The following is an 18,873-nucleotide window of genomic DNA, read 5'->3' as shown; positions in this document are numbered from 1 at the left end:
TGTCATGCAGCTTTACAGCGATGCATGAGCTTGCTGGCGCTGTATCCAGCGCCGAGCATGCCAGTTCCAATTTTGATTTCCGGCGTATCGCCGACTGCAAAGCAAATTCATTGGGAGGAGAAATATCAATGAAATCTGTAAAAACGGCACCTGCCGAACGCGAGGTCTTCACGGAAGAAGACCTCGGATACCACAAGGCACTCAAACCGCGTCAGATCCAGATGATCGCGATTGGTGGCGCAATTGGCACCGGGCTGTTCCTGGGCGCCGGTGGACGGCTGGCGCAGGCCGGTCCGGCGCTGGTGTTCGTTTATGCGCTTTGCGGCTTCTTTGCGTTTCTGGTGCTGCGTGCACTTGGCGAACTTATCATGCATCGCCCGAGTTCCGGCTCGTTCGTGTCCTATGCCCGCGAGTTCTATGGCGAGAAGATGGCTTTCTTTGCCGGCTGGATGTATTGGTTGAACTGGGCAATGACCTCGGTGGCCGATGTGACCGCCGTTGCGCTCTATATGAACTTCTTCAAGCACTACGTCCCCTGGCTGGCGGGCATCGACCAATGGGTGTTTGCGTTGACGGCACTTCTGGTTGTGCTGGCGATGAACATGCTGTCGGTGAAGGTTTTTGGCGAGCTTGAGTTCTGGTTCAGCCTGATCAAGGTGCTGGCGCTTGCGATCTTCCTCGTCGTTGGCGTCTATTTCGTCATCTTTGGCACGCCCATTGAAGGGCATGTGACAGGCTTCAGCATTATCACCGACAATGGCGGCTTCTTCCCGAACGGCATTCTTCCTGCCTTCGTCATCATTCAGGGGGTAGTGTTCGCTTACGCCTCGATCGAACTGATCGGCACGGCGGCAGGGGAAACCGAAGACCCTCGCAAAGTCATGCCCCGCGCCATCCGCGCCGTGGTGCTGCGCCTCGTGGTGTTTTATGTCGGCTCGGTATTGCTGTTCACGCTGCTTCTGCCTTATACCGCCTATAAGGCTGGCGAGAGCCCCTTCGTCACCTTCTTCGGTTCCATCGGTGTTCAGGGTGCGGATGTGATCATGAACCTTGTGGTGCTAACCGCCGTGCTGTCTTCGCTCAATGCCGGGCTTTATTCTACCGGCCGTATTCTTCATTCGATGGCGGTCTCTGGATCGGCGCCGGCAGCGCTGGCAAAGATGAACAAGGCCGGCGTGCCCTATGGCGGTATTGCGGTGACCGCCGCCGTCACCGTTCTCGGTGTGGCGCTGAACGCCGTCGTGCCAGCTGCGGCCTTCGAAATTGCACTCAACCTGTCGGCGCTCGGCATCATCTGCGCATGGGCCGTCATCGTGCTCTGCCAGCTCAAACTGTGGCAGCTTTCCAGGCGCGGCGAACTGGCTCGCCCGGATTTCCGCATGTTCGGTGCGCCTTACACTGGCATTCTCACACTCGTCTTCCTGTTCGGCGTGCTGGTGCTGATGGCTTTTGATTACCCTGTCGGCTCGTGGACCATCGCTTCGCTGCTGGTCATCATCCCGGCGCTGGTCATCGGCTGGTATATGCTGCGCGACCGTATCCACCGTCTGGCCGGCGAACGTGCAGGCGCGGGAGCGTCGCATTGAGCGGGCATGGTGAAGCTCCATTGGTGGCGGTCATCGCCACCGGTGGTACCATCGCCAGCAGGCGCGGCGCCGATGGCGCCAGCACACCAAGCCTTTCGGGTGAAGACCTGCTTGCACTGGTTCCGCAAATCAACGCGAGGCTGAAGCCGGTCGATCTGATGGCGAAGGATTCCTCCAGCCTGACATTGGCCGACATGCAGCGCATCAGCGATGCGGTAGGCGTGGAGCTCAATGATCCCGCTGTCACCGGTGTCGTCGTTCTGCATGGAACCGATGCGATGGAAGAATCCTCGCTGCTCGTGCATTTGCAGCATGCCACCACCAAGCCGGTTGTCTTCACCGGCGCACAGTTTACGGCCGACCATCCGAATGCGGACGGGCCGTCCAATCTGGCCGCGGCCATAGAAACGGCGCTTGATCAGACGAATGCCGAACGCGGCGTGCTTTTATCCTTCGGCGGCAGATGTCTGCCGGCATGGGGGCTGTACAAGCTGAGCGCGGATGCGGCGGATGCGTTCCGCTCTGCGCGGCCGGCGGCCCATGCCGCAGCGCTGGAGCTTGCTGCGCCCCTCGCCGATCTGCGGGTTGATATCGTTGCCATTTATCCCGGTTGTGATGCCGCCCATATCGAGGCAAGCCTGCAGGCCGGTGCGGATGGGATCGTGCTTGCCGCACTTGGCTCCGGCAACGCCAATCCGGGCATCGCTGTGGCGGTGAAGCGCTGTGCCGAGCGAGGCGTTCCCGTCGTCGTCTCCAGCAGGGTCCCGGAAGGACTGCTGGTGGCGAGTTACGGCGGTGGCGGCGGTGGTCACGATCTGGTCGCGGCCGGTGCCATCCATTCGTCAACGCTGCGCCCCGGACAGGCGCGTATACTGCTTGCGGCGCTGATTGCCGCCAACAGCCCGGCGGAAAAGATCGTTTCCGCGTTCAAAGACGGCTCGCTCTCTTAAGCATCGGCTGCAATGCCCGCATTGGCGGGCATCGAAATTCCTATGAGATTCCTATTTTATTCCATCTGCCGCCGTCTCGAACCTTTATGCGGTTCGGGTGCATTCTTCTGTGCGGGAAGGGATGGTGTTTCTTCCCAGCCAGAAAGAATGAAAAGCGACGTCCCACATGACGGCGCTTTTCTTCCTGTCCGGCTCCTCGGTTAAAAAAGGAGTCCCATCGATGATGGACGTTATTCTGATCGGCGCAGCCACGGTGTTTTTCGCGCTCTGCTTTGCCTATACGCGCGCCTGCGACCGGCTTTAGGCGGAGGTCGAGATGTTATTCGACTATGTTTTGAGCGGTGCCGTCACCGTCTTTATCGCCGCCTACCTCACCTATGCTCTCATTCGCCCCGAACGCTTCTGATCGGGAAGCGGCGGCTATTGAAAGTTCAATACCATGACCCTCAATGGATGGTTTCAGATCCTGCTTTTCTGCGGGATCGTTGTCGCGCTGGTGAAGCCTCTCGGCTTCTATATGGCGCGAGTCTTCAATGGCGAACGCACCCTGCTTTCGCCGGTTCTCGCACCCGTCGAGCGCGGCCTTTATGCCCTTGCCGGGACAAGCGAGCGCGAAGAACAGCACTGGACGACCTACGCGTTTTCCATGCTCCTCTTCAACCTCTTCGGTTTTGCCCTGCTTTACGCCCTGATGCGTTTTCAGGGTATGTTGCCATACAATCCGGAAGGAATGGCAGCAGTCGGGCCGGAACTCTCTTTCAACACGGCAGTTAGCTTCGTCACCAACACCAACTGGCAGAACTATGGTGGCGAAAGCACCATGTCCTATCTGACCCAGATGGCTGGTTTCACCGTGCAGAACTTTGTTTCTGCCGCGACGGGCATGGCGATTGCAATCGGGCTAATCCGCGCCTTCGCGCGCGCTTCCGGCAAGGCCATCGGCAATTTCTGGGTGGATATGGTGCGCTCGACGCTCTACATCCTGCTGCCTGCCTGTATCGTGCTTACCCTGGTTTACGTATGGCTCGGCGTGCCGCAGACGCTTGGCGCTTATGTCGGCGCCCAGACGCTTGAAGGCGCGCGGCAGACGATCGCAGTCGGCCCGGTAGCGTCGCAGCTGGCGATCAAGATGCTCGGCACCAATGGCGGCGGTTTCTTCAATGCCAATTCCGCGCATCCGTTCGAAAACCCTGATGCCATCTCCAACATGATCCAGATGGTGTCGATCTTCGCGATCGGTGCTGCCTTCACCAACGTCTTCGGCCGTATGGTCGGCAACACCCGTCAGGGCTGGGCAATCCTTGCTGCCATGGGTGTTCTGTTCATCGCCGGTGTTGCAGTGACCTATTGGGCGGAAGCAGCCGGAAATCCGCTGATGCACAGCTTCGGCCTTGCCGGAAGCAACATGGAAGGCAAGGAAGCTCGCTTCGGCGTGGCACTCTCGTCGCTCTTTGCGGTCATCACCACCGCTGCCTCCTGCGGTGCGGTCAACGCCATGCATGGCAGCTTCACGGCGCTCGGTGGTCTCATTCCGCTCATCAACATGCAACTGGGTGAGGTAATCGTCGGCGGCGTTGGCGCGGGTTTCTATGGCATTCTTCTCTTCATCATCATCGCCATTTTCGTGGCGGGGCTGATGGTCGGGCGCACGCCGGAGTATCTCGGCAAGAAGATAGAGGCCAAAGAGATGAAGATGGCGGTTCTGGCCATTCTCTGCCTGCCGCTCGCCATGCTGGTTTTCACAGCCACCGCCACCATCCTGCCCTCGGCGGTCGCGTCGGTCGGCACAGCCGGACCGCACGGGTTCTCCGAGATTCTTTATGCCTATACCTCGGCTGCTGCCAATAACGGCTCTGCCTTCGGCGGCCTTACGGGCAACACGACCTGGTACAACATCACGCTTGGTTTTGGCATGTTGATGGGACGTTTTCTGGTGATCATCCCGGCGTTGGCGATTGCCGGCTCGCTGGTTACCAAAAAGACCGTTCCGGCATCAGCCGGCACCTTCCCCACGGACGGCCCGCTCTTCGTCGGTCTGCTCGTCGGCACGATCGTGGTCGTCGGTGGCCTCACCTTCCTGCCGGCCCTGGCGCTTGGTCCGGTCGTGGAACATCTGGTCATGGCCGCCGGCCAGGTATTTTGAGGTGGTGCCATGACGAAGGATACTCCCCGACGTAACCGCACCCTTCCTGTCCGCACTGGCGCTCCTGTTCGCGGGAGCGCCGGCCCGGGCGGCTGGTGCGCATCCAATCTCATTCTTGCAATGATGGCGGCTCTGTTCGCCGCCGTCTGCGCTCTCGAAGTTCTCACGGGCTGATCGACCCTCATCGGTCGCCCTGTTTCAAACGCTGGAGTCTCTTCATGAGCCAGTCCAAACAAGCGAGCATCCTTGATTCTCGCATTCTCGTTCCGGCAATTGCCGACGCATTCAAAAAGCTCAATCCGCGCACGCTTGCGCGCAATCCGGTCATGTTCGTCGTGGCAACGGTATCGGTGCTGACAACCGTGCTGTTCGTTCGCGATCTCATCATCGGCAATGCAAATCTCGGCTTTTCCTTCCAGATCAATCTGTGGCTTTGGTTCACCGTTCTCTTCGCCAATTTTGCCGAGGCCGTAGCCGAAGGGCGCGGCAAGGCGCAGGCGGATTCGCTGCGGAAAACCCGCACGGAAACCCAGGCGAAACTTCTGACAGGTGATGATCGTAGCCAATACACGATGGTAGCTGGCGCTGGCCTCAAGGTGAACGATGTCGTTCTCGTCGAGGCTGGCGACATCATTCCGTCCGACGGTGAAGTCATCGAAGGTGTTGCCTCAGTCAATGAAGCGGCAATAACGGGCGAATCCGCCCCTGTTATCCGCGAATCCGGCGGCGATCGCTCGGCCGTCACCGGTGGTACGCAGGTGCTGTCGGACTGGATAAGGGTTCGCATCACCGCTGCTGCCGGCTCCACCTTCCTCGACCGGATGATTTCGCTCGTTGAAGGCGCCGAGCGCCAGAAGACGCCGAACGAAATCGCGCTCAACATTCTGCTTGCGGGCATGACGCTCATCTTCGTTCTGGCCACCGCGACCATTCCGAGCTTTGCGGCCTATGCCGGTGGCTCCATCCCGATCATCGTGCTGGTGGCGCTGTTCGTGACGCTCATCCCGACGACCATCGGCGCTCTCTTGTCGGCGATCGGCATTGCCGGCATGGACAGGCTGGTGCGTTTCAACGTGCTTGCCATGTCCGGCCGCGCGGTGGAAGCCGCCGGCGACGTCGACACGCTGCTGCTCGACAAGACCGGCACGATAACGCTCGGCAACCGCCAGGCAACCGAATTCCGCCCCGTCACCGGCGTTTCCGAACAGGAACTGGCCGATGCGGCGCAGCTTGCATCGCTTGCCGACGAAACGCCGGAAGGCCGTTCCATCGTCGTTCTCGCCAAGGAAAAATACGGCATCCGTGCCCGCGACATGCAGAAACTGCACGCCACTTTCGTGCCCTTCACCGCCCAGACCCGCATGAGCGGTGTGGATTTCGAAGGCTCTTCCATTCGCAAGGGGGCTGTCGATGCCGTTCTTTCCTATGTCGATGGCGGTGTTACGCAGCAAGGCAATACGGCGCTTGCCGTTAAAACCGAAACGGATGTAACGCGCGACATCCGCACGATCGCGGAAGAGATAGCCAAGACAGGCGGCACACCGCTTGCCGTCGTGCGCGACGGAAAGCTGCTCGGCGTCGTGCAGCTGAAGGATATCGTCAAGGGCGGCATTCGCGAGCGTTTCGCCGAACTTCGCCGCATGGGCATCCGCACGGTGATGATCACCGGCGACAATCCCATGACGGCCGCTGCCATCGCGGCGGAAGCAGGGGTGGACGATTTCCTCGCCCAGGCGACCCCGGAAAACAAGCTGGAGCTTATCCGCGAGGAACAGGCCAAGGGCAAGCTCGTCGCCATGTGCGGTGACGGCACGAACGATGCGCCCGCACTTGCGCAGGCCGATGTGGGTGTCGCCATGAACACCGGCACGGTCGCAGCGCGCGAGGCTGGCAACATGGTCGATCTCGACAGCGATCCGACCAAGCTCATCGAAATCGTCGAAATCGGCAAGCAATTGCTGATGACGCGCGGCGCGCTAACCACATTCTCCATCGCCAACGACATCGCCAAATATTTCGCCATCATCCCGGCAATGTTCCTGGCCTTCTATCCGCAGCTTGGCCTGCTGAATGTCATGGGTCTTTCGACACCGCAAAGTGCGATCCTGTCTGCCATCATCTTCAACGCGCTCATCATCATCGCGCTCATCCCGCTCTCGCTGAAGGGCGTCAAATACCGCCCGATCGGGGCCGGGGCGCTGCTGTCGCGCAATCTCGTCATCTATGGTCTGGGCGGCATCATCGTGCCCTTCATCGGCATCAAGGCCATCGACCTCGCCATTACGGCGCTTGGTCTCGCCTGAGGAGTATGGAAATGTTGAAACAGCTACGTCCCGCACTGGTGCTGATCCTTGCCACCACCGCAATCACCGGCCTTGCCTATCCTCTTGGAATGACGGGCCTCGCACAGGCTATCTTCCCCTTCCAGGCAAATGGCAGTCTGATCGAGAAGAATGGGACTTTTGTCGGGTCGCAATTGATAGGGCAGGCCTTCACCGGCGAGAAATATTTCCACGGCAGGCCGTCGGCTGCCGGCGACCGCTACAATGCCGCGTCGTCTTCCGGCTCCAACCTGGGACCGACGAGCGCAAAGCTTATCGACCGGGTGAAGCAGGACTACGAGGCTGCTAAAGCCGAAAATTCGGCAGCCGAGGTTCCCATTGATCTGGTGACGGCATCGGGCAGCGGTCTTGACCCGCATGTGTCGCCTGAGGCCGCCTATTTTCAGGTCTCGCGTGTCGCCAAGGCAAGGGGCATGAACGAAGCGTCACTGCGCGCCGTCGTCGACGCCCATGTGGAGGCGCCTGAATTGGGCTTCATGGGCGAGCCCGTTGTAAATGTGCTGGCTCTCAACATGGCTCTTGACGCAGCCGGCTCATGAACTGAAATGGCTATGGCTTCTTTGGAAGCCATAGCTTGTCCACTGGTGGGTTAAATGCCTGACGATAATCGTGATATGCCGAGCAGACCATCGCCGGATGCGCTGCTTGAAAACGCCCGGCGCGAGGCGCGAGGGCGGCTGAAGATTTTTCTGGGCGCAGCTCCCGGTGTCGGCAAGACCTATGAAATGCTGATGTCCGGCCGGGCAAAACTCGCAGATGGTGTCGATACCATTATCGGTGTCGTGGAAACGCATGGCCGCAAGGAAACCGAGACACTTGTGCAGGGTTTCGAGATCATTGCGCGCCGGAACATTGATTATCGCGGCCAGGCGCTGAACGAGATGGATCTCGACGCCATTCTTGCCCGTCGACCGGCGCTGGTTCTGGTCGATGAGCTGGCCCACACCAATGCGGCCGGCAGCCGGCACCCCAAGCGCTATATGGATGTTCAGGAAATTCTCGCGCAGGGCATCGATGTCTATACGACACTGAACATTCAGCATGTGGAAAGCCTGAACGATGTGGTGGCGCAGATCACCCGTATCCGCGTGCGCGAAACGGTGCCGGACAGCATCATTGACCGGGCTGACGATGTTGAGATCATCGATATCACCCCCGACGATCTGATCAAGCGCCTGCAGGACGGCAAGGTCTATATGCCCCGCACCGCGCGGCGCGCCATCGAGAACTATTTTTCGCGCGGCAATCTGACGGCCCTGCGCGAGCTTGCGCTACGGCGCACAGCGCAGCGGGTGGACGAGCAATTGCTCAACCACATGCAGTCGCACGCCATCTCCGGGCCGTGGGCTGCGGGAGACCGTGTTCTGGTCTGTCTGGACCACGGCGGCAACGGCCCCGGTCTGGTGCGTTATGCCCGAAGGCAGGCCGATCGCCTGCGCGCGCCGTGGACGGCACTGCATCTGGACACGCCTCGCTCTCAGCAATTGTCGGAGGCGGAGAAGGATCGGCTGGCCGGCACCATGCGGCTCGCGCAGCAGTTGGGCGGCGAGACAGTAACCCTGCCGGCGCTCGACCTGACGCACGAAATCATATCCTATGCCAACGCCAATAACTTTACCCACATCATCATCGGCCGTCCCAGAAGGTCGTGGTGGCAGAGAATTCTGCAGCGTTCGCTGACGCATGATCTGATAGACCATGCCGGCGATATCAGCGTGCATGTCATTTCCGGCGACAAAAACGTGGAGAAGCCGGTCCAGACCGTGAAGCCGGCAACGGCTCAATCGCGGTTTTCGATACTGCCCTATCTCAACAGCACCCTGTTTGTCGGACTGGCGATCGTGGCCGGCATCGTGCTTGACCAAGCCCTTGATGTTCAAAATCTGGCGCTGGTGTTCCTGATGGCGGTTTTCGCAGCAGCCGTGCGCGGAGGGCTGGGGCCTGGCCTTTATGCTTCCCTGCTTGGTGCCTTTGCGTTCAATTTTTTCTTTCTTGAACCGCGTTATACCCTGACTGTCCGCGATCCCGAAAGCGTCGTGGCGCTGCTGTTCTATCTGGGTGTGGCGCTTGTCGCCTCAAATCTGACTGCGGCGGTGCAGCGGCAGGCCGCAGCTGCACGGATGCGTGCGCGAACCACGGAAGATTTGTACCTTTTTTCCAAAAAACTCGCGGTTACCGGCACGCTGGATGACGTATTGTGGGCAACCGCGTTCCAGATGGCATCGATGCTGAAAGTCAGGGTCGTCCTGCTTCTGCCCGAAAACAATTCGATCACCGTAAAGGCGGGCTATCCGCCCGATGACACGCTCGTGGATGCGGACATTGCGGCCGCACACTGGGCCTGGGAACACAACAAGGCTGCAGGCCGGGGCGCCGATACGCTCCCGGGTGCCAAACGCCTTTATCTGCCGCTGCGCACCGGCAGCGGCGCCGTCGGGGTGGTGGGGCTGGACGACGACCGGCGTGGCCCTCTTTTCACACCTGAGCAGCAGCGGCTTTTCGATGCGCTGGCGGATCAGGCGGCACTTGCCATCGAGCGCATCCAGCTAGTTTCGGATGTCGATCGGGCAAGGCTTGCGGCGGAAACCGACCGGCTGCGCACCGCGCTTTTGACCTCCATCTCCCACGACCTGAAAACGCCGCTCGCCGCCATTCTGGGTTCCGCCGGAACGCTGAAGGATTTCGCCGACGACATTCCGCTCGAGGCGCGCACCGAACTGCTTCTAACCATCGTCGAGGAATCCGAAAGGCTGAACCGCTTCATTTCCAACCTGCTCGATATGACGAGGATCGGTTCGGGCGCGATGGAGCCGAATTACGGATTGCATTTTGTTGGCGATATGGTCGGAACAGCGCTTTCACGCGCGGCGAAAATCGTTGTCAGGCACGAGATCGTTCTGGACATTCCCTCCGATCTGCCGATGCTGAAGGTCGATCCGGTGCTTTTTGAGCAGGTTCTGTTCAATCTGATCGACAATGCCGCCAAATACGCGCCCGAACAAACCGTAATCCAGATTCGCGGGTGGCGGCAGGGCAGGCATGTCTTCCTGTGCGTTGCCGACGAGGGGCCGGGTATTCCCCCTGATGATTTCGAGCGGGTGTTCGACAGTTTCTACCGTGTGCGCAAGGCGGACCATGTGCAGGCCGGGACCGGCCTCGGGTTATCCATCTGCAAGGGGTTTATCGAGGCCATGGGTGGATCTATCCGCGCTGAAAACAGATCAGGTCGCACGGGCGCGCAATTTACCATAAGCCTGCCCGTTCCCGCCGAAGTGCCGGTGCTGAACCATGACTAGGGCTGAAGGAGATCGGCAATGACCAATTCCGCCGTTCGCATTCTGATCGTCGACGATGAACCGCCGATCCGCAAACTTTTGCGGGTCGGTCTCTCGACGCAGGACTATGCGGTCAGCGAGGCGATGAATGCCCGCGTCGCGATGGAGTTGATGAACGAGGACAAGCCCGATCTCGTGGTCCTTGATCTCGGTCTTCCGGATATGTCGGGACACGAGCTTCTGGAGAAATGGCGGGGTGAGGGGCTTTCCCTACCCGTCATCATTCTTTCCAGCCGCACTGATGAGGCGGGTATCGTCAAGGCACTGGAGCTGGGTGCCGACGATTACATCACCAAGCCTTTCGGCATGAACGAGCTTGTTGCCCGCATTCGTGTCGCCCTGCGCCATCGCCTTCAGAGCCAGGGTGAGAGACCGGTGTTTCATACCGGCGATCTTTCGGTCGATCTCGTCAGACGCATCGTCAAGGTGGAGGACCGGGAGGTGAAACTCTCGCCCAAGGAATATGATATTCTGCGGGTTCTGGTCCAGCATGCGGGCAAGGTGCTGACGCACCGTTTCCTGCTGGAGCATGTGTGGGACGAGTTGACCGACGTGCAATATTTGCGCGTTTATGTACGCCAGCTTCGCCAGAAGATCGAAAAAATTCCGGATCAGCCGCGCTACATCCTCACGGAAACCGGTGTCGGCTACCGGCTGCAGGAGGTTTGAGGGCGCCGTTAAGAAACGGCGCCCTCGAATGTTTTGTCAGACGGCGGCGCAGATCGACAGGAAGTCGTCGACATCAGTCTCGGTCGTTGCGAAGCTGGTGACCATGCGGATCAGCACCTCGTCCTTTCCAACCTTTTCCGGCATATCGCGGGGCACCAGCCAGTCGTAGAACTTCGCGCCTTTCTCCGTTGCCGCTTCAGCGGCGGCCTTCGGCAGAATGGCGAAAACCTCGTTTGCAGTGGTCGGCCATGCCAGACGGGCACTGTTAAGCGAGGCGAAGCCGGCGCGCAGCCGATTGGCCATGGCATTGGCGTGGCTTGCGAGACCCAACCAGAGATCGTCCTGCAGATAGGCTTCGAATTGTGCGGCGATGAAGCGCGACTTCGAAAAAAGCTGGGCGGTGCGCTTGCGCAGGAAGGCGAAGTCTTTGGCGAGCGCGGGGTCGAAAAACACGATCGCTTCCGCGCACCAGCAGCCGTTTTTCGTGCCACCGAAAGAGAGCACATCAACGCCGCGTTTCCAGGTCATTTCGGCGGGCGTGGTGCCGAGTGCGGCAAGCGCATTGGCAAAGCGCGCGCCGTCCATATGCAGCGGCAGGCCGTTCTCCTTGGCAATTTTGGCAATCGCGTCGATTTCATCGAGCGTATAGACAGTACCGGCCTCGGTTGCCTGTGTCATCGTAACCGCTGCGGCGCGTCCGTGATGAACGGCGTCCTGCGGATAGCGCGAAATACGCTCGATCAGATTTTCCGGCAGCATCTTGCCGTTCGGTCCCTCGACGGCAACCATGCGCATGCCGGAGAAGAAATCCGGCGCTCCACATTCATCCTCGATCACATGGGCTTCGGAATGACAGAAAGTCAGGCCGCCGGGGCGGGCAATGCTTGCCAGCGAAAGAGAATTGGCCGCCGTACCTGTAGCGACGAAAAACACCGCCACTTCGCGTTCGAATATTTCATTGAAGCGCTTTTCTATGGAAAGGTCGAGGGCGCTGGTGCCATAGGCAGCCGCAAATCGGGTGGATTCCCGCGAAAGGCGCTCGTTGATGGCAGGGTGGGCGCCGGCCCAATTGTCTGAGGCAAAAAACATCTCTGAAAGCTTTCCGATGGCTGTTGTGCTGGTGTTGGGAATGCGTTGACGATGACCCGCAAAGTTCTAAGACCTAACCTCGCGGTTGGCAAATCCGGCAATGAAAGCAACGGCCCGAAGCGTTTTGTGACAAGAAAGTTTCGCGCAATGGGTCAGTATCGAAACTTCGCTGCCAATCGGGACTGCGACTAATTGGATTCGCACCCTTGCTAAACCCGCGGGTTTCTGCCAAAATTCTCTCGAATTGAGACAGCTTTGCTGTCCTAAATTTGGTCGAGCCGGATTGAATGCGGATTTTTCGGAAAGCGAAATTCGTGTCGAGCCGGATCTTCGCATGAAACCATGCAAGTAATTTTGCAGGAGGGACGAAAATGACAAACAAGCTGCAGGCAGACAACGTCGCCGCAACCCTGACCACAGACTGTCCCACCGCGGCTGCGGCCGCACCCGTTTCTGCGAAGGGGCGTTTCGCGGGCGGCCTGCCGGAAAAGCAGGGTCTTTACGATCCGCGCAATGAGCACGATGCCTGCGGCGTCGGCTTTGTTGCCCATATGAAGGGTCAGAAATCCCACCAGATCGTCAAGGACGGCCTGTTCATTCTTGAAAACCTGACGCATCGCGGTGCTGTCGGCGCCGATCCGCTGATGGGCGATGGTGCGGGCATTCTCGTGCAGATCCCCGACCGCTTTTTCCGCGAGGAAATGGCGAGCCAGGGTGTGACGCTGCCGAAAGCTGGCGAATATGCCGTTGGCCACATCTTCATGCCGCGCGATCCGTCCCGTATTGATCACTACAAGAAGGTCATTGTCGACGTGATCGGCGAGGAGGGACAGCAGTTCCTCGGCTTCCGCGACGTGCCAGTCGACAATTCTTCCCTTTCCAAGGCACCTGATATCGCCGGCACCGAACCGCACCATGTTCAGGTTTTCATCGGCGCCGGCCGCGATGCCGCGACCAATCATGACTTCGAGCGCAAGCTGTTCCTGATCCGCAAGGTTCTCTCCAACCGCATCTACGACGAGGGCGGCGGTAAGGAAACGCAGGATTTCTATCCCGTCTCGCTGTCCTCCTCCACCATCGTCTACAAGGGCATGTTCCTCGCCTATCAGGTTGGGGCCTATTACAAGGATCTGGCGGACCCGCGTTTCGAATCCGCGGTTGCGCTGGTGCACCAGCGTTTCTCCACCAACACCTTCCCGTCCTGGAAGCTCGCGCATCCCTATCGCATGGTCGCCCATAACGGCGAGATCAACACGCTGCGCGGCAACGTCAACTGGATGGCGGCGCGTCAGGCGTCTGTTTCGTCGGCGCTGTTCGGTGACGATATCTCCAAGCTCTGGCCGATTTCCTATGAAGGCCAGTCGGACACCGCCTGCTTCGACAACGCGCTCGAATTCCTCGTGCGCGGCGGTTACTCCATGGCCCATGCCGTGATGATGCTGATCCCGGAAGCCTGGTCGGGCAACCTGTCCATGTCGGCTGAACGCAAGGCTTTCTACGAATATCATGCCGCGCTTATGGAGCCCTGGGATGGCCCGGCCGCCGTTGCCTTCACCGACGGCAAGCAGATCGGCGCAACCCTCGACCGTAACGGTCTGCGTCCGGCGCGCTATCTCGTCACCGACGACGACCGCGTCATCATGGCGTCGGAAGCCGGCACGCTGCCGGTGCCGGAGGAACGCATCATCAAGAAGTGGCGCTTGCAGCCGGGCAAGATGCTGCTGATCGACATGGAAAAGGGCTCGATCATTTCCGACGAGGATGTGAAGCACGAGCTTGCTGCCAAGCACCCCTACCGCACCTGGCTAGACCGCACCCAGCTCATTCTTGAGGATCTGAAGCCGGTGGAGCCCCGGGCGCTGCGGCGTGACGTGTCGTTGCTCGATCGCCAGCAGGCCTTCGGTTACACCAGCGAAGATACCAAGCTCCTGATGTCGCCGATGGCAACAACGGGCCAGGAAGCCATCGGCTCGATGGGCACCGATACGCCGATTTCGGCCATGTCGGACAAGTCCAAGCTGCTTTACACCTATTTCAAGCAGAACTTCGCGCAGGTCACCAACCCGCCGATCGATCCGATCCGCGAAGAACTGGTGATGAGCCTCGTTTCGTTCATTGGCCCACGCCCGAACCTTCTCGATCACGAGGGTGCGGCCCGTGCCAAGCGTCTGGAAGTGCGCCAGCCGATCCTCACCAATGGCGATCTGGAAAAGATCCGCTCCATCGGCCACACCGAAGACCGTTTCGATACCAAGACGCTCGACTTCACCTATGATGTGGAGCGCGGCGCCGAAGGCATGCCTGACATGCTCGACCGCCTGTGCGAGCGGGCTGAATCCGCTGTTCGTGGTGGTTACAACATCATCGTTCTGTCCGACCGTCAGCTCGGCCCGGACCGGATTGCGATCCCCGCGCTGCTGGCGACGGCTGCCGTGCATCACCACCTGATCCGCAAGGGTCTGCGCACCTCGGTCGGCCTCGTCGTTGAAACCGGCGAACCGCGCGAAATCCATCATTTCTGTCTGCTCGCTGGCTATGGCGCGGAGGCCATCAACCCCTACCTCGCCTTCGACACGCTGCTCGACATGCACAAGCACGGCGCCTTCCCGAAGGAAGTGTCGGACGACGAAGTCGTCTATCGCTACATCAAGGCGGTGGGTAAGGGCATCCTCAAGGTCATGTCCAAGATGGGCATTTCCACCTACCAGTCCTATTGCGGCGCGCAGATTTTCGACGCCATCGGCCTGTCGTCGGAATTCGTCGAGAAGTATTTCTTCGGCACCGCCACCTCCATCGAGGGCGTGGGTCTGACCGAGATCGCCGAAGAAACCGTAACGCGTCACACGGCGGCTTTCGGCAAGGATCCGATCCTTGCCAACACGCTCGATATCGGCGGCGAATATGCCTATCGCATGCGCGGCGAAAGCCACGCCTGGACGCCGGATGCCGTCGCCTCGCTGCAACACGCCGTGCGCGGCAACAGCCAGGAGCGCTACCGTGAATTTGCCGACATGGTGAATGAGACGGCGCTGCGCATGAACACCATTCGCGGCCTGTTCAAGGTCAAATCGGCGGAAGCGCTCGGCCGCAAGCCGGTTTCCATCGATGACGTCGAACCGGCGGTCGATATCGTCAAGCGCTTCTCGACGGGCGCCATGTCCTTCGGCTCGATCAGCCGCGAGGCGCATACGACGCTTGCGATTGCGATGAACCGCATCGGCGGCAAGTCCAACACCGGCGAAGGCGGCGAAGAATCCGACCGTTACATGCCGCTTCTGAACGGCAAGCCGAACCCCGAGCGTTCCGCCATCAAGCAGATCGCATCCGGCCGCTTTGGTGTGACGACGGAATATCTCGTCAATGCCGACATGTTGCAGATCAAGGTCGCGCAGGGTGCCAAGCCCGGCGAAGGCGGCCAGCTGCCCGGCCACAAGGTGGATGCCACGGTTGCAAAGACCCGTCACTCCACGCCGGGCGTCGGCCTCATTTCGCCGCCGCCACACCACGATATCTACTCCATCGAAGATCTGGCGCAGCTGATCTACGACCTGAAGAACGTCAACCCGGAAGCAGATGTTTCTGTGAAGCTGGTGTCGGAAGTGGGCGTTGGCACAGTTGCGGCGGGTGTCGCTAAGGCGCGCGCCGACCATATCACCATCGCCGGTTTCGATGGCGGCACCGGTGCTTCGCCGCTGACGTCGCTGAAGCATGCCGGTTCGCCTTGGGAAATCGGCCTTGCCGAAACCCAGCAGACGCTGGTGCTGAACGGCCTTCGTTCACGCATCGCGCTGCAGGTGGATGGTGGTCTGAAGACCGGCCGCGACGTCATCATTGGCGCGCTGCTTGGTGCGGATGAATTCGGCTTTGCCACCGCGCCGCTGATTGCTGCGGGCTGCATCATGATGCGCAAGTGCCATCTGAACACCTGCCCCGTCGGCGTCGCAACGCAGGACCCGGTTCTGCGCAAGCGCTTCAAGGGCACGCCGGAACACGTCATCAACTACTTCTTCTTCGTGGCTGAAGAAGTGCGCGAAATCCTCGCCTCGCTTGGCGTTACCAAGCTGGACGAGATCATCGGCGCTTCCGAACTCCTCGAAAAGGATGAGATGCTGGCGCACTGGAAGGCCAAGGGTCTGGATTTCAGCCGCATCTTCCACAAGGTAGAGGCTCCCAAGGAGGCAACCTTCTGGACCGAGCGTCAGAAGCACCCGATCGACGATATTCTCGATCGCAAGCTGATCGAGAAGTCGCTACCGTCGCTGGAAAACCGCGAGCCTGTCGTTTTCGAAGTGCCGATCAAGAACGTCGACCGTTCCGCCGGTGCCATGCTGTCAGGCGCGCTTGCCAAGCGCTGGGGCCATAAGGGTCTGAAGGACGATACGATCCACGTGACGCTGCGCGGCACGGCCGGTCAGTCCTTCGGCGCGTTTCTCGCTCGCGGCATCACCTTCGATCTGGTGGGTGACGGCAATGACTATGTCGGCAAGGGTCTTTCGGGTGGCCGCATTATCGTGCGCCCGCCGGAAAACACCCGTATCGTCGCGGAAAACTCGATCATTGTCGGCAACACCGTTCTTTACGGCGCCATCACCGGCGAGTGCTATTTCCGCGGTGTTGCGGGTGAGCGCTTTGCAGTGCGCAACTCCGGCGCGGTCGCGGTTGTCGAAGGTGTCGGCGACCACGGTTGCGAATATATGACGGGCGGTATTGTCGTGGTGCTCGGCGAGACGGGCCGCAACTTCGCGGCCGGCATGTCCGGTGGCGTGGCTTACGTTCTCGACGAGAAGGGCGATTTCGCCACCCGCTGCAACATGGCCATGGTCGAGCTGGAGCCGGTTCCGGAAGAGGACGACATGCTCGAGAAGCTGCACCATCACGGTGGCGACCTCATGCACAAGGGACGCGTTGACGTCTCCGAGGACATGACGCGGCACGACGAGGAGCGGCTCTACCAGCTGATTTCCAATCACTTCCACTACACCAACTCTGCACGCGCCAAGGATATACTCGACCGCTGGAGCGAGTTCCGTCCGAAATTCCGCAAGGTCATGCCGGTCGAATACCGTCGTGCGCTTGAGGAAATGGAGCGCATGCGCATGGGCGTCGCGGCGGAATAATCCGCCGCGTGAGGATACTACACCAACTGGTCTCGCTGATGATCGCGGTCGCCGTTCCCATGGTGATCTATTGGACAAGCGGCGAGACCGGATTTGAATTCATCGTATTGGGGGCGGCTTTCGGTTTCGCTTACTGGTACTGGGGCCCGACAGGCGCTCCGCTTTGATGTGAGGACATAAACGTGGGCAAGGTTACAGGTTTTCTTGAGATCGACCGGCAGGTGGGCAAGTATCAGCCCGCATCGGACCGTATCCGCCATTTCCGCGAATTCACCATTCCGATGTCGGATGCCGAGGTGCAGAAGCAGGCGGCGCGCTGCATGGATTGCGGCATTCCCTACTGTCACGGCCCGACGGGCTGTCCCGTGCACAACCAGATCCCCGACTGGAACGATCTGGTTTATAACAACAATTGGGAAGAGGCGATCCGCAACCTCCATTCCACCAACAACTTCCCGGAATTCACCGGCCGCGTCTGTCCGGCACCCTGCGAGGAAGCCTGCACGCTGAACCTCGAGGATGCGCCGGTCGCCATCAAGACCGTCGAGCAGGCGATTGCCGACAAGGCCTACGAGCTGGGCTTTATCGTGCCGAAGCCGGCGACGATCCACACCGGCAAGAAGGTCGCCATCATCGGTTCCGGTCCTTCCGGCATGGCGGCAGCGCAGCAGCTTGGCCGCGCCGGTCATGAGGTCCACGTTTACGAGCGTGAATCGAAGCCCGGCGGTTTGCTGCGTTACGGTATTCCGGATTTCAAGATGGAGAAGAACTTCATCGACCGCCGTGTCGAGCAGATCAAGGGTGAAGGTGTTACCTTCCATTGCGGCGTCAACGTCGGCGTGGATGTAACGGTCGAAGCGCTTCTGGCTGATCACGATGCGGTTCTTTATTGCGGCGGTTCGGAAACCCCGCGCCCGGCCGGCATCGGTGGCGCCGATTTCAATGGCGTTTATGACGCCATGCCCTATCTCGTGCAGCAGAACCGCCGCGTTGGCCGCGAAAACATCGACAGCATCGGCTGGCCGGCCGATCCGATCCTCGCCGGCGGCAAGCATGTCGTCGTCGTCGGCGGTGGCGATACGGCGTCTGACTGCGTCGGCACGGCCTTCCGTCAGGGTGCGGTTAAAGTCACCCAGCTCGATATCCGCCCGATGCCGCCGGAAAAGGAAGACAAGCTTGCCGTATGGCCCTTCTGGGCAACGAAAATGCGCACCTCTTCTTCGCAGGCAGAAGGCGCCGTTCGCGAGTTCCAGGTGGCCACGCTTGAATTCGTCGGTGAAGACGGCGTTTTGACGGGTGTGAAGTGCTGTCAGGTGGACGACCGGCGCAAGCCCATTGCCGGTACGGAATTCATCATCAAGGCTGATCTTGCCTTCATCGCCATCGGTTTTTCCGGTCCTTTCACCGATAGCGTGCTGAAGGAAATGGATGGCAAGCTGTCGCTCAACACCGATCGTCGCGGCTCCACCAACGTGATCGCCAACGAAACGGACTACAAGACCTCGGTCGACAAGCTGTGGGCGGCAGGCGACGTTCGCCGTGGCCAGTCGCTGGTGGTCTGGGCAATCCGCGAAGGCCGTCAGGCGGCACGTGCTATCGACGAAGAGCTGATGGGCGCAACCGTCCTTCCGCGCTGAGCGAG

14 protein-coding genes are annotated in these 18,873 nt (G+C 60.0%); 13 read left to right on the top strand and 1 reads right to left on the bottom strand.

Going from position 1 to position 18,873, the window contains the following annotated elements; all coding sequences use genetic code 11:
* The first annotated feature begins 128 nt into the window (after positions 1 to 128).
* The 10 genes from ACQZ45_RS13595 (at position 129) to ACQZ45_RS13550 (ending at position 11,025) form a co-directional block, all read left to right on the top strand.
* Positions 129 to 1,586 (top strand): amino acid permease, encoded by a 1,458-nt coding sequence (locus tag ACQZ45_RS13595; protein ID WP_019564934.1) that lies wholly within the window; start codon positions 129 to 131, stop codon positions 1,584 to 1,586.
* The gene (locus ACQZ45_RS13590) at positions 1,583 to 2,536 is read left to right on the top strand and encodes an asparaginase (protein ID WP_035199697.1); all 954 of its coding nucleotides are present in this window, start codon (positions 1,583 to 1,585) and stop codon (positions 2,534 to 2,536) included. Before ACQZ45_RS13595 ends, ACQZ45_RS13590 begins: the two co-directional genes overlap by 4 nt.
* Before the next feature lie 166 nt (positions 2,537 to 2,702).
* Entirely contained in the window at positions 2,703 to 2,840 is a 138-nt protein-coding gene (locus tag ACQZ45_RS13585) for a hypothetical protein (RefSeq protein ID WP_003497749.1), read from the top strand.
* A gap of 12 nt (positions 2,841 to 2,852) precedes the next feature.
* Complete coding sequence (gene kdpF, locus ACQZ45_RS13580; RefSeq protein ID WP_003511473.1) at positions 2,853 to 2,942, top strand: K(+)-transporting ATPase subunit F; 90 nt, start codon at positions 2,853 to 2,855, stop codon at positions 2,940 to 2,942.
* Between the two features lie 33 nt (positions 2,943 to 2,975).
* Positions 2,976 to 4,679, top strand: coding sequence for a potassium-transporting ATPase subunit KdpA (gene kdpA, locus ACQZ45_RS13575; protein ID WP_003511472.1), 1,704 nt, complete (start codon positions 2,976 to 2,978; stop codon positions 4,677 to 4,679).
* Between the two features lie 9 nt (positions 4,680 to 4,688).
* The gene (locus ACQZ45_RS13570; protein ID WP_173994119.1) at positions 4,689 to 4,853 is read left to right on the top strand and encodes a hypothetical protein; all 165 of its coding nucleotides are present in this window, start codon (positions 4,689 to 4,691) and stop codon (positions 4,851 to 4,853) included.
* Between the two features lie 44 nt (positions 4,854 to 4,897).
* Positions 4,898 to 6,982: a potassium-transporting ATPase subunit KdpB gene (gene kdpB / locus ACQZ45_RS13565; RefSeq protein ID WP_448742290.1), complete on the top strand. Its 2,085-nt coding sequence runs from the start codon at positions 4,898 to 4,900 to the stop codon at positions 6,980 to 6,982.
* 11 nt (positions 6,983 to 6,993) lie between these two features.
* Complete coding sequence (gene kdpC, locus ACQZ45_RS13560) at positions 6,994 to 7,560, top strand: potassium-transporting ATPase subunit KdpC (protein ID WP_448742289.1); 567 nt, start codon at positions 6,994 to 6,996, stop codon at positions 7,558 to 7,560.
* A 54-nt stretch (positions 7,561 to 7,614) separates the two neighbouring features.
* Complete coding sequence (locus ACQZ45_RS13555; RefSeq protein WP_448742288.1) at positions 7,615 to 10,317, top strand: DUF4118 domain-containing protein; 2,703 nt, start codon at positions 7,615 to 7,617, stop codon at positions 10,315 to 10,317.
* Positions 10,318 to 10,335: 18 nt separating this feature from the next.
* Positions 10,336 to 11,025: a response regulator transcription factor gene (locus ACQZ45_RS13550; protein ID WP_003511468.1), complete on the top strand. Its 690-nt coding sequence runs from the start codon at positions 10,336 to 10,338 to the stop codon at positions 11,023 to 11,025.
* Between the two features lie 36 nt (positions 11,026 to 11,061).
* Here the strand turns inward: ACQZ45_RS13550 and ACQZ45_RS13545 are convergent, their stop codons facing one another.
* Positions 11,062 to 12,114 carry a threonine aldolase family protein gene (locus ACQZ45_RS13545; protein WP_038494281.1) on the bottom strand — a complete coding sequence of 351 codons (1,053 nt, stop codon included), beginning with the start codon at positions 12,112 to 12,114 and terminating at the stop codon, positions 11,062 to 11,064.
* A gap of 371 nt (positions 12,115 to 12,485) precedes the next feature.
* On the opposite strand from ACQZ45_RS13545, the gene gltB reads away from it, so the two are divergent.
* Genes gltB through ACQZ45_RS13530 form a run of 3 tightly spaced genes read left to right on the top strand, consistent with a single transcriptional unit; the run spans position 12,486 to position 18,868 of the window.
* Entirely contained in the window at positions 12,486 to 17,231 is a 4,746-nt protein-coding gene (gltB, locus tag ACQZ45_RS13540; RefSeq protein ID WP_003511466.1) for a glutamate synthase large subunit, read from the top strand.
* Between the two features lie 8 nt (positions 17,232 to 17,239).
* Positions 17,240 to 17,398, top strand: a complete 159-nt coding sequence (locus tag ACQZ45_RS13535; RefSeq protein WP_155846257.1) for a hypothetical protein — start codon at positions 17,240 to 17,242, stop codon at positions 17,396 to 17,398.
* 15 nt (positions 17,399 to 17,413) lie between these two features.
* The gene (locus ACQZ45_RS13530; RefSeq protein ID WP_003511464.1) at positions 17,414 to 18,868 is read left to right on the top strand and encodes a glutamate synthase subunit beta; all 1,455 of its coding nucleotides are present in this window, start codon (positions 17,414 to 17,416) and stop codon (positions 18,866 to 18,868) included.
* Positions 18,869 to 18,873: the final 5 nt, after the last annotated feature.

It is taken from the genome of Agrobacterium sp. 16-2014-1-2a (assembly GCF_053522705.1).
The sequence above is the reverse complement of the archived record's forward strand: the minus strand, read 5'-3'. Positions and strand labels throughout refer to the sequence as shown.

What these genes read in the sequence shown, in the direction of transcription:
- ACQZ45_RS13595 (WP_019564934.1), top strand. Translation starts at nt 129, where the DNA reads ATGAAATCTGTAAAAACGGCACCTGCCGAACGCGAGGTCTTCACGGAA.
- ACQZ45_RS13585 (WP_003497749.1), top strand. Translation starts at nt 2,703, where the DNA reads ATGACGGCGCTTTTCTTCCTGTCCGGCTCCTCGGTTAAAAAAGGAGTC.
- kdpF (WP_003511473.1), top strand. Translation starts at nt 2,853, where the DNA reads ATGTTATTCGACTATGTTTTGAGCGGTGCCGTCACCGTCTTTATCGCC.
- kdpA (WP_003511472.1), top strand. Translation starts at nt 2,976, where the DNA reads ATGACCCTCAATGGATGGTTTCAGATCCTGCTTTTCTGCGGGATCGTT.
- ACQZ45_RS13570 (WP_173994119.1), top strand. Translation starts at nt 4,689, where the DNA reads ATGACGAAGGATACTCCCCGACGTAACCGCACCCTTCCTGTCCGCACT.
- kdpB (WP_448742290.1), top strand. Translation starts at nt 4,898, where the DNA reads ATGAGCCAGTCCAAACAAGCGAGCATCCTTGATTCTCGCATTCTCGTT.
- kdpC (WP_448742289.1), top strand. Translation starts at nt 6,994, where the DNA reads ATGTTGAAACAGCTACGTCCCGCACTGGTGCTGATCCTTGCCACCACC.
- ACQZ45_RS13555 (WP_448742288.1), top strand. Translation starts at nt 7,615, where the DNA reads ATGCCTGACGATAATCGTGATATGCCGAGCAGACCATCGCCGGATGCG.
- ACQZ45_RS13550 (WP_003511468.1), top strand. Translation starts at nt 10,336, where the DNA reads ATGACCAATTCCGCCGTTCGCATTCTGATCGTCGACGATGAACCGCCG.
- ACQZ45_RS13545 (WP_038494281.1), bottom strand. Translation starts at nt 12,114, where the DNA reads ATGTTTTTTGCCTCAGACAATTGGGCCGGCGCCCACCCTGCCATCAAC.
- gltB (WP_003511466.1), top strand. Translation starts at nt 12,486, where the DNA reads ATGACAAACAAGCTGCAGGCAGACAACGTCGCCGCAACCCTGACCACA.